The organism is Pilosibacter sp. NGB245 (assembly GCF_057397225.1).
In genome coordinates, this window is sequence record NZ_CM171584.1 from 1 (window position 1) to 10,000 (window position 10,000).

A 10,000-nucleotide genomic window follows, 5' to 3' on the forward strand; every position below is an offset into this window, starting at 1 on the left:
ATGCTGGAAGAAATCAAAGCTAAATGGGACGAAATCCTTTTAAATATCAAAGAAGAACACGATATTTCAGAGGTGTCCTACCGCACATGGCTGCTGCCGCTGATCCCGGATTCTGTGGATAAAGATATCCTCACGATTCTGGTGCCGGATTCTGCCTTCATCAGCTATGTGAAAAAGAAATATGAATTCCTGTTGACAATTACGATCGAGGAGATCACAGGTTTTCAGTGTAAACTGGATTTCAAACTGAAATCTGACGTGAAGGAACCGGAAAAAGAGAATCGTCTGATCAACGTGAACAATAATACGGTCAGTCAGCTTGCTCTTCAGAACGCAAACTTAAATCCGCGCTACACATTTGATACCTTCGTAGTCGGAAAAAACAACAATCTTGCCCATGCTGCATCCCTGGCTGTTGCGGAATCTCCGGGTGAGATCTATAACCCGTTATTTATTTATGGAGGCGTGGGACTCGGAAAAACACACTTAATGCATTCCGTTGCCCATTTCATCTTAAAAAATAACCCGAGCGCAAAGATCCTGTACGTAACTTCCGAAAAATTTACGAACGAACTGATCGACGCGATCCGTAACAAAAACAATGTTTCCACCACGGAATTCCGTGAAAAATACAGAAATAATGATGTTCTTCTGATCGATGATATCCAGTTCATCATCGGCAAAGAAAGTACCCAGGAAGAATTTTTCCATACATTCAATGCCCTCTATGAGGCAAAAAAGCAGATCATTATTTCTTCCGACCGTCCTCCGAGAGAAATCGAAACACTCGAAGACCGTCTTCGTTCCCGTTTCGAATGGGGACTTACCGTAGATATCCAGCCGCCGGACTATGAGACCCGGATGGCGATCCTTCGGAAAAAAGAAGAACTGGAAGGATACAACATTGACAACGAGATCATCAAATATATCGCTACCAATGTAAAATCCAACATCCGTGAACTGGAAGGTGCGCTCACAAAGATTGTCGCTTCCAGCAAATTAAATAATAAGGAGATCAATCTTGAACTTGCCGAGGAAGCATTGAAAGATCTGATCTCTCCGAATGCAGCCCGTGAAGTGACGCCGCAGCTCATTATTAATGTAGTTTCTGAGCATTTCGGCATCACTCCTCTCGATCTCATCGGTCAGAAACGAAGCAAGGAACTCGTATTTCCTCGCCAGATCGTCATGTATCTGTGCGGTGATATGACAAATGAGTCTCTCCAGAATATCGGAAAAGCTCTCGGCGGTCGTGATCACACGACGATCATTCATGGAACGAAAAAGATCGCCAGTGAATTAAAGACTGATGAGAATTTAAAGAATACGATCGATATTTTAAAGAAAAAGATCAACCCGCAGTAGGCGTGTGAACTGTAACTTTGAATGCGCAAAACAGCTTTGTGGATTTTTTCGTGGAAATCCCGTTGAAAATTTGTGGATAAAAATCGGATAATTTTTCCGGATTTTTGCCTGTGGAAAACTCTTCGGTTGTACTTCCGGATTTTTTTAGTTACCCACAATGGTTTTCACAGCGTTTTTTTCAGTGTTTCACAGGGCTTTTTCCCCTTATTAACAAATTCACACCCCCTACTACTGTTAAGACGAATATCTTTTATATATTTCTTTATCTTATGAACGTTTCTCAAGAAAGGAAGTTATCAACAACTATGAAACTGACATTCCAGAAGACCGCTCTTTTAAACGGTATCAATATTGTTCTCAAGGCAGTTCCGTCAAAAACAACGATGCCGATCTTAGAGTGCATCCTGATTGATGCATCTACAGATGAGATCAAACTGACAGCTAACGATATGGAGCTCGGCATTGAGACAAAAGTTGAAGGTGATATCCTTGAAAAAGGTAAAATTGCACTGGATGCAAAGCTTTTTTCTGAAATTGCAAGAAAATTATCTGATTCAGATTCCCTTGTAACGATCGAATCTGACGAAAAATTCAATACTGTGATCGCCTGTGAGAACTCTGTATTCAAAATTCAGGGAAAAGATGGTGAGGAATTCTCCTATCTTCCGTATATTGAGAGAAATAAAAACATTACACTCTCCCAGTTTTCCTTAAAAGAAGTGATCCGCCAGACCATCTTCTCCATCTCTGTCAATGACAGCAACAAGATGATGACAGGTGAGCTTTTTGAGGTAAACGGCGATACATTAAGAGTTGTTTCTCTCGATGGTCATCGTATGGCAATTCGCAAAATTGTATTAAAAGATGAATATGAAAGCACAAAAGTCATCGTTCCGGGAAAAACTTTGAATGAAATCAGTAAAATTCTGACCGGAGACAACGAAAAAGAGGTCCAGATCTTCTTCGGAGCGAACCATATTCTCTTCGAATTTGATGATACGATCGTTGTTTCCCGCCTGATCGAGGGCGAATATTTCAAAGTAGATCAGATGCTTTCCAGTGATTATGCCACAAAAGTGACTCTGAATAAGAAAGATTTTCTCGACAGCATCGAGAGAGCCATCATTCTGATCCGCGAAAATGATAAAAAACCGATCATTTTGAACATCGAAGATTCAAAAATGAGCCTGAAATTAAATTCCAGTTTCGGTACGATGAATGCGGAGATCCTGATCCATAAGACAGGCCAGGATCTGATGATCGGATTCAACCCGAAATTCTTAAGTGATGCACTCCGCATCATCGATGATGCGGAAGTAACTCTCTATATGATGAACGCAAAATCTCCGTGTTTCATCAAAGATGAGGAAGAAAATTATATTTATCTGATCCTTCCGGTAAACTTTAACGCGGCTGCGATCTAAAAACAGATGAAATTTTCCCGAAATTCCGGAAAAATCCGGAGTTTCGGGCTGGTTTTTCAAAAAACCGGAATAAAAAAGGAGAAAAATGGAAAGTATTCACTTAAAAGATGAATTTATCAAGCTGGGACAGGCATTAAAACTTGCCGGTCTTGTTGGCTCCGGAGTGGACGCAAAGTTTGTGATCCAGGACGGACTTGTAAAAGTAAATGGGGAAGTTGAGACCCAGCGCGGCAAAAAACTTTACCCTGGAGATACTGTTTCCTATGACGGAAAGACATTTAAGGTAGAAAAGTAAGGATTTTTTCATGTTCATAGAATCCATCGAGCTGTCAGATTACAGAAATTACAGTCATTTACATATCGATTTTCATAAAGGAACGAACGTTCTTTATGGAGATAATGCCCAGGGAAAGACGAATATCCTGGAGGCAGTCTATGTGTGCAGCACAACAAAATCGCATCGGGGCAGCAAAGATAAAGAGATCATCAGGTTCGGTGCAGATGAATCCCATATCAAAATGATGGTCCGCCGGGATGGAATTCCCTACCGGATCGATATGCATCTGAAAAAAAATAAGGCAAAAGGGGTCGCAGTCAATGGCGTTCCGATCAAAAAGGCAAGCGAACTTTTCGGGATCGTCAATGTGATCTTCTTTTCACCGGAAGATCTGAATATCATCAAGAACGGACCTGCCGAGCGGAGACGCTTCGTCGACCTGGAACTTTGCCAGCTGAATAAGCTCTATGTCTACAATCTGGTACAGTATAACAAAACGGTTATACAACGAAATAAACTATTAAAAGACATGGACTATAATGCGTCTTTAAAAGACACGCTCCCCATGTGGGACGAGCAGCTCTTAAAGTATGGTGCCGAACTAATAATTATGCGTTCCGAGTTTATAAAAGAGCTGAATCCCCTGATCGCCGGGATCCATGCCGGACTGTCCGGCGGAAAGGAAACACTTTCCATCGCCTATGAGCCGAATGTGACGGCGGAGAATTTCAGGGAACAGCTCGCAAAGAACCAGTTTCAGGAGATCAAACAGAGGCAGACCCTGACAGGACCGCACCGCGATGACCTGAATTTCATCGTGAACGGAACAGACATCAGACGTTTCGGTTCCCAGGGACAGCAGAGAACGGCAGCTCTTTCTTTAAAACTTGCGGAGATCGAGCTGGTGAAAAAGATCGTAAAGGATTACCCGGTGCTTTTACTGGATGATGTCCTTTCTGAACTTGACAGCAAGAGACAGGAACATTTACTTTCAGAAATTACCCACATCCAGACCCTGATCACCTGTACAGGGTTGGATGAGTTTGTAAACAGCAAATTCCGGATGGACAAGATTTTTAAGATTGTTGAAGGAACGGTAGAGAGCGAAGACTAAAGGAGGAACTTCATGAGCGCAGAATATAATGCAGATCAAATCCAGATTCTGGAGGGACTTGAGGCTGTAAGAAAAAGACCGGGAATGTACATTGGAAGTACGTCTTCGAGGGGACTTCACCATCTGGTATATGAGATCGTGGATAACGCAGTGGATGAGGCCCTGGCAGGATACTGCGACACCATTGATGTGCAGATCAACGCGGATAATTCGATCACGGTCATTGATGACGGACGTGGAATCCCGGTCGATATCCAGAAAAAAGCAGGACTGCCTGCAGTTGAAGTCGTATTTACGATCCTTCATGCCGGCGGTAAGTTCGGCGGCGGGGGATACAAGGTATCCGGCGGTCTGCACGGCGTAGGTGCATCCGTTGTAAACGCGCTGTCGGAGTGGCTTGAGGTTGAAGTCTACCACGGAGGAAAGATCTACAAGCAGCGCTATGAGCGCGGAAAAACGATGTATCCGTTAAAGATCGTTGGCGACTGTCCGGCTGACAAACACGGTACCAAGGTTTCCTTCCTCCCGGACAAGGAGATCTTTGAGGAGACGGTCTATGACTATGACACCTTAAAGATCCGTCTCCGCGAGACGGCATTCCTGACAAAGAACTTAAAGATCATTTTACGGGATGACCGCGAGGACAAGAAGGAAAAGGTATTCCACTATGAAGGCGGGATCAAGGAATTTGTCAGCTATTTAAACCGCAGCAATGTGCCGCTGTATGACACGGTCATCTACTGCGAGGGCAAGAAGGACAACGTGCTGGTGGAGGTTGCCATGCAGCACAACGATTCCTACACGGAGAATATCTACAGCTTTGTAAACAACATCAACACACCGGAGGGCGGAACCCACCTGACCGGTTTCAGAAATGCCCTGACCAAGACATTCAACGACTACGGAAGAAAGAACAAGCTTCTTAAGGACAGCGAGCCGGCTCTTACCGGTGAGGATATCCGTGAAGGTCTGACGGCCATCATCAGTGTCAAGATCGAGGAGCCGCAGTTTGAGGGACAGACGAAGCAGAAACTCGGAAACAGTGAGGCGAGAGGCGCTGTGGACAGCGTGGTATCGGAACAGCTCACCTACTTCCTTGAGCAGAATCCGTCCGTCGCAAAGACGATCATCGAGAAATCCGTTCTTGCCCAGCGTGCGCGCGCAGCGGCGAGAAAAGCGAGAGATTTAACGAGAAGAAAGACCGTTCTTGACGGTTTATCACTTCCGGGAAAACTTGCAGACTGCTCCAGCAAACACCCGGAGGAATGCGAGATCTACATCGTTGAGGGAGATTCCGCCGGCGGTTCCGCGAAGGACGCGAGAAATAAGAGCACCCAGGCGATCCTGCCGCTCCGCGGAAAGATCTTAAACGTGGAGAAGGCGAGACTCGACAGGATCTACGGAAATGCGGAGATCAAATCCATGATCACGGCGTTCGGTACCGGAATTCATGAGGATTTCGATATCTCGAAGCTCCGCTACCACAAGATCATCATCATGACTGATGCCGATGTGGACGGTGCCCATATCAGCACCCTGCTTTTAACCTTTATCTACCGGTTCATGCCGGAGCTCATCAAACAGGGCTACGTTTATCTGGCACAGCCGCCGCTCTATAAGATCGAGAAAAACAAGCGGGTATGGTATGCGTACAGCGATGAGGAGTTAAACAACATCTTAAAAGAGATCGGACGTGACCAGAACAACAAGATCCAGCGTTACAAAGGACTTGGTGAGATGGACGCGGAGCAGCTCTGGGAGACGACCATGGATCCGGAACACCGAATTCTTTTACGTGTGACCATGAACGAGGAGATGACATCGGAGATCGATCTCACCTTCACGACACTCATGGGAGATCAGGTAGAGCCGCGCCGTGAGTTCATCGAACAGAACGCGAAGTACGGAACTCTTGACATTTAATGCGGCAGCAGGGCGCTCCGGAAAGAGATAAAATCCTTCCGGAACGTCAGGCGGCGCAGTTTACGCAGGTTTAAGGCGCAGCGCAGGCTGCATTGGAGGAAAGAATGGAACCGAATATTTTTGACAAGATTCATGAAATAGACTTAAAGAAGACCATGGAAAAGTCGTACATCGACTATGCCATGAGCGTTATCGCGTCGCGAGCGCTCCCGGATGTCCGTGACGGCTTAAAACCGGTACAGAGACGTGTCCTCTACTCCATGGCGGAATTGAACAACGGTCCGGATAAGCCCCACAGAAAGAGCGCCCGTATCGTCGGCGATACCATGGGTAAATATCATCCGCACGGAGACAGCTCCATCTACGGAGCATTGGTAAACATGGCTCAGAAATGGTCCATGCGCTACATGCTCGTAGACGGACACGGAAACTTTGGTTCGATCGATGGCGACGGTGCCGCTGCCATGCGATACACCGAGGCGAGACTCAGCAAGATCTCCGTTGAGATGCTGGCGGACATCTATAAAGATACCGTTGACTTTATCCCGAACTTCGATGAGACCGAGAAAGAGCCGACCGTATTGCCGTCCAGATTCCCGAACCTTCTTGTAAACGGCGGAACCGGTATCGCAGTCGGAATGGCGACAAATATCCCGCCGCACAACCTTCGGGAAGTCATTGCGGCAGTAGTAAAGATCATCGACAACCAGGTGGAGGAAGGAAGACAGACCTCCCTGGAGGAGATCTTACAGATCATCAAGGGACCGGATTTCCCGACAGGAGCTGAGATCCTCGGAACAAGAGGAATCGAGGAGGCGTACCGTACCGGACGCGGAAAGATCAGAGTCCGCGCCGTGACAAATATCGAGACCGCACCGAACGGAAAGAGCCATATCATCGTCACAGAGCTTCCGTACCTTGTCAATAAGGCAAGACTGATCGAGAAGATGGCGGAGCTTGTAAAGACAAAGAAGATCGACGGCATCACCGGCATCACCGATGAATCCAACCGTGAGGGAATCCGCATCAACATCGAGCTTCGGAGAGATGTAAATGCGAATGTCCTCTTAAACCAGCTCTTAAAGCATACACAGCTGCAGGATTCCTTCGGCGTGATCATGCTGGCGCTGGTAAACAATGAGCCGAAGGTCCTGAACCTTCTTCAGATGCTGGAGTACTATCTGGACCACCAGAAGGACGTTGTGACCAGAAGAACGAAGTACGACTTAAATAAGGCGGAAGAGCGTGCCCATATCTTAGAGGGCTTATTAAAGGCTCTGGACCACATTGACGAAGTGATAAAGATCATCCGCGGTTCCGCGAATGTCGCTGAGGCGAAGCGGGAACTCATGGAGCGCTTTGAGCTCACGGACCCGCAGGCACAGGCGATCGTTGACATGCGTCTGCGTGCTCTCACAGGTCTGGAACGCGAGAAGCTTGAGAATGAATATAAAGAACTGGAGGCAAAGATCGCGGAATTGCGCGCAATCCTGGCTGATGAAAATAAATTATTAGGTGTGATCAAAAAAGAGATCCTTGTGATATCCGAGAAGTACGGGGATGACAGACGGACAAAGATCGGCTTCGACGATGATATGTCCGTGGAAGATCTGATCTCCGATGATGACACTGTTATTGCCATGACAAATCTCGGCTACATCAAGAGAATGTCCGTGGACAATTTCAAGAGCCAGAACCGCGGCGGCAAGGGGATCAAGGGAATGCAGACGATCGATGAGGACTTCATCGAGGATCTTCTCATGACCACGAACCATCACTACATCATGTTCTTTACGAACATGGGACGCTGCTACCGGATCAAGGCGTACGAGATCCCCGAGGCAGGCAGAACAGCCCGCGGAACGGCGATCGTAAACCTTTTACAGCTTCAGACAGGAGAAAAGGTCACAGCGGCGATCCCGATGCGTGAGATCGATGATGACAAGTACCTCTTCATGGCCACAAAGAACGGTATGGTAAAGAAGACCCCGATGCGCGAGTACAGCAACATGAGAAAGACGGGTCTCCAGGCGATCCTGCTCCGTGAAGGTGATGAGCTGATCGAGGTAAAAGTGACAGATAATACCGAGGATATCTTCCTCGCTACAAAATTCGGTATGTCCATCCGCTTCAAGGAAACGGATGCGAGAATTACCGGCCGTGTTTCCTATGGCGTGATCGGCATGAAACTCGATGAGGGCGATGAAGTTGTCGGCATGCAGATGGCAAGCCAGGGCGAGTACATGCTCGTTGTATCGGAAAAGGGATACGGAAAGAGAACGGGAATCTCTGAATTTAAGCTGCAGCTGCGCGGCGGTAAGGGACTTCTCTGCTATAATGTGACAGAAAAGACAGGAAATCTTATCGGAATGAAACTGCTCGACGATGGAAGAGACATCATGCTGATCACCAATGAAGGAATTCTGATCCGCATGGGTGTTGACGATATCTCCGTGATCGGCAGAAACACATCCGGCGTAAAACTGATGAGCATTGATGCCGACTCCAATGTCCGCGTTGCTTCCATCGCGAAAGTGCGTGAAAGCAGCCGCCAGGATGAGGAGGACGAAAATGTGGAAGATCCGGAATCTGAGGAAAATGAGGACGGAGAAATCACAGAGTGATCATGCTCATGAATAGAAAAAACGGTTGTGAGATCATTTTCCGGCCGTAAGCAGGATTTCTGACTCTGGAGTGATTGGATACAGGAATCTGGATATACCGGGTTCCTGTATTTTTTTAAACATTATTTAACAATGAACATAGGAGGATGCGGCGATGGGAATTACAAAAGCAGAGGCATTAAAAGCAGTTGACAGAGAGCGCGGACCGGTGTGTGAAGCCAGTGACAGGATCTGGGACCAGCCGGAGACTGCGTTCCAGGAATTCCATTCCACGGACGTATTGTGTGAACTTCTTGAAAAAGAAGGATTCAGGGTGGAGAGAAATCTTGCGGGGATCGCGACCGCGTTTTCCGGTACCTACGGATCAGGAAAGCCGGTAGTGGGCATTCTCGGTGAGTTTGACGCTCTGTCAGGCCTCAGCCAGGAGTCTGAGAGCCTGGAAAAGACCGCACTGGTCGATGGCGCACCGGGACATGGCTGCGGCCACAATCTTCTCGGAACAGGCTCTGTAGCGGCTGCAATCGCGGTAAAAGAGTATCTGGAGAAGAACGGGAAAGAGGGAACTGTGATCTTCTTTGGCTGTCCGGGCGAGGAAGGCGGATCCGGAAAGAGCTTTATGGCGAGAGACGGCGTGTTTGACAACCTGGATTTTGCGGTGACATGGCATCCGGGCGATAAAAATGTGGTTTCTGTCGGAAGTTCCCTTGCGAACTATCAGATCATCTACCGTTTCTACGGACAGGCATCCCATGCGGCGGCATGCCCGGAGCTTGGAAGAAGCGCACTTGACGCTGTGGAGCTTATGAACACAGGTGTACAGTATTTAAGAGAGCATATCATCCAGGAAGCACGCATTCACTATGCGATCACCAACACAGGCGGATATTCTCCGAATGTCGTTCAGCCGTACAGTGAGGTCCTCTATCTGATCCGTGCGCCGAAGAACAGCCAGGTGAAGGAGATCTACGAGCGCGTCAACGATATCGCGAGAGGTGCGGCTCTCATGACGGGAACAAAAATGGAGCTCCAGTTCGTAAAAGCATGCTCAAATCTCGTGGACAACACGGTCATGGAGGAGATCATGCAGAAGAACCTGGAGGAGATCGAAAGAGAACCGTACACTGCTGAGGAGATCGAATTCGCGAGAAAGATCGGCGAGACGTTCGGCGGAAATCATGTGGACATCCAGGATGTTCTTGTAAGATATGAAAAATCGAGAAAAGCGGCTGTGGAACAGTTCCTGGCACCTCATGCGGATGATGTGATCAACGAC

At 47.4% G+C, this 10,000-nt stretch carries 7 protein-coding genes (1 of these 7 cut by a window edge); all 7 read left to right on the forward strand.

What is annotated here, in order from left to right; all coding sequences use genetic code 11:
• On the forward strand, positions 1-1,365 hold the full coding sequence (dnaA, locus tag ACXMYH_RS00005; protein ID WP_118297695.1) for a chromosomal replication initiator protein DnaA: 1,365 nt from the start codon (positions 1-3) through the stop codon (positions 1,363-1,365).
• Positions 1,366-1,670: 305 nt separating this feature from the next.
• Positions 1,671-2,789, forward strand: a complete 1,119-nt coding sequence (gene dnaN, locus ACXMYH_RS00010; RefSeq protein WP_486555245.1) for a DNA polymerase III subunit beta — start codon at positions 1,671-1,673, stop codon at positions 2,787-2,789.
• A gap of 85 nt (positions 2,790-2,874) precedes the next feature.
• Positions 2,875-3,084, forward strand: a complete 210-nt coding sequence (locus ACXMYH_RS00015; RefSeq protein ID WP_118297697.1) for an RNA-binding S4 domain-containing protein — start codon at positions 2,875-2,877, stop codon at positions 3,082-3,084.
• A gap of 10 nt (positions 3,085-3,094) precedes the next feature.
• Positions 3,095-4,180, forward strand: a complete 1,086-nt coding sequence (recF, locus tag ACXMYH_RS00020) for a DNA replication/repair protein RecF (RefSeq protein ID WP_118533377.1) — start codon at positions 3,095-3,097, stop codon at positions 4,178-4,180.
• A 12-nt stretch (positions 4,181-4,192) separates the two neighbouring features.
• Positions 4,193-6,103 (forward strand): DNA topoisomerase (ATP-hydrolyzing) subunit B, encoded by a 1,911-nt coding sequence (gene gyrB / locus ACXMYH_RS00025; RefSeq protein ID WP_118322277.1) that lies wholly within the window; start codon positions 4,193-4,195, stop codon positions 6,101-6,103.
• A gap of 104 nt (positions 6,104-6,207) precedes the next feature.
• The gene (gene gyrA / locus ACXMYH_RS00030) at positions 6,208-8,727 is read left to right on the forward strand and encodes a DNA gyrase subunit A (protein WP_486555246.1); all 2,520 of its coding nucleotides are present in this window, start codon (positions 6,208-6,210) and stop codon (positions 8,725-8,727) included.
• Between the two features lie 154 nt (positions 8,728-8,881).
• Positions 8,882-10,000: the 5' portion of a M20 family metallopeptidase gene (locus tag ACXMYH_RS00035; protein WP_486555247.1), read on the forward strand. It continues 342 nt past the right edge of the window; 1,119 of the gene's 1,461 nt are visible here — the first part of the coding sequence; the start codon lies at positions 8,882-8,884; its stop codon lies off the right edge, out of view.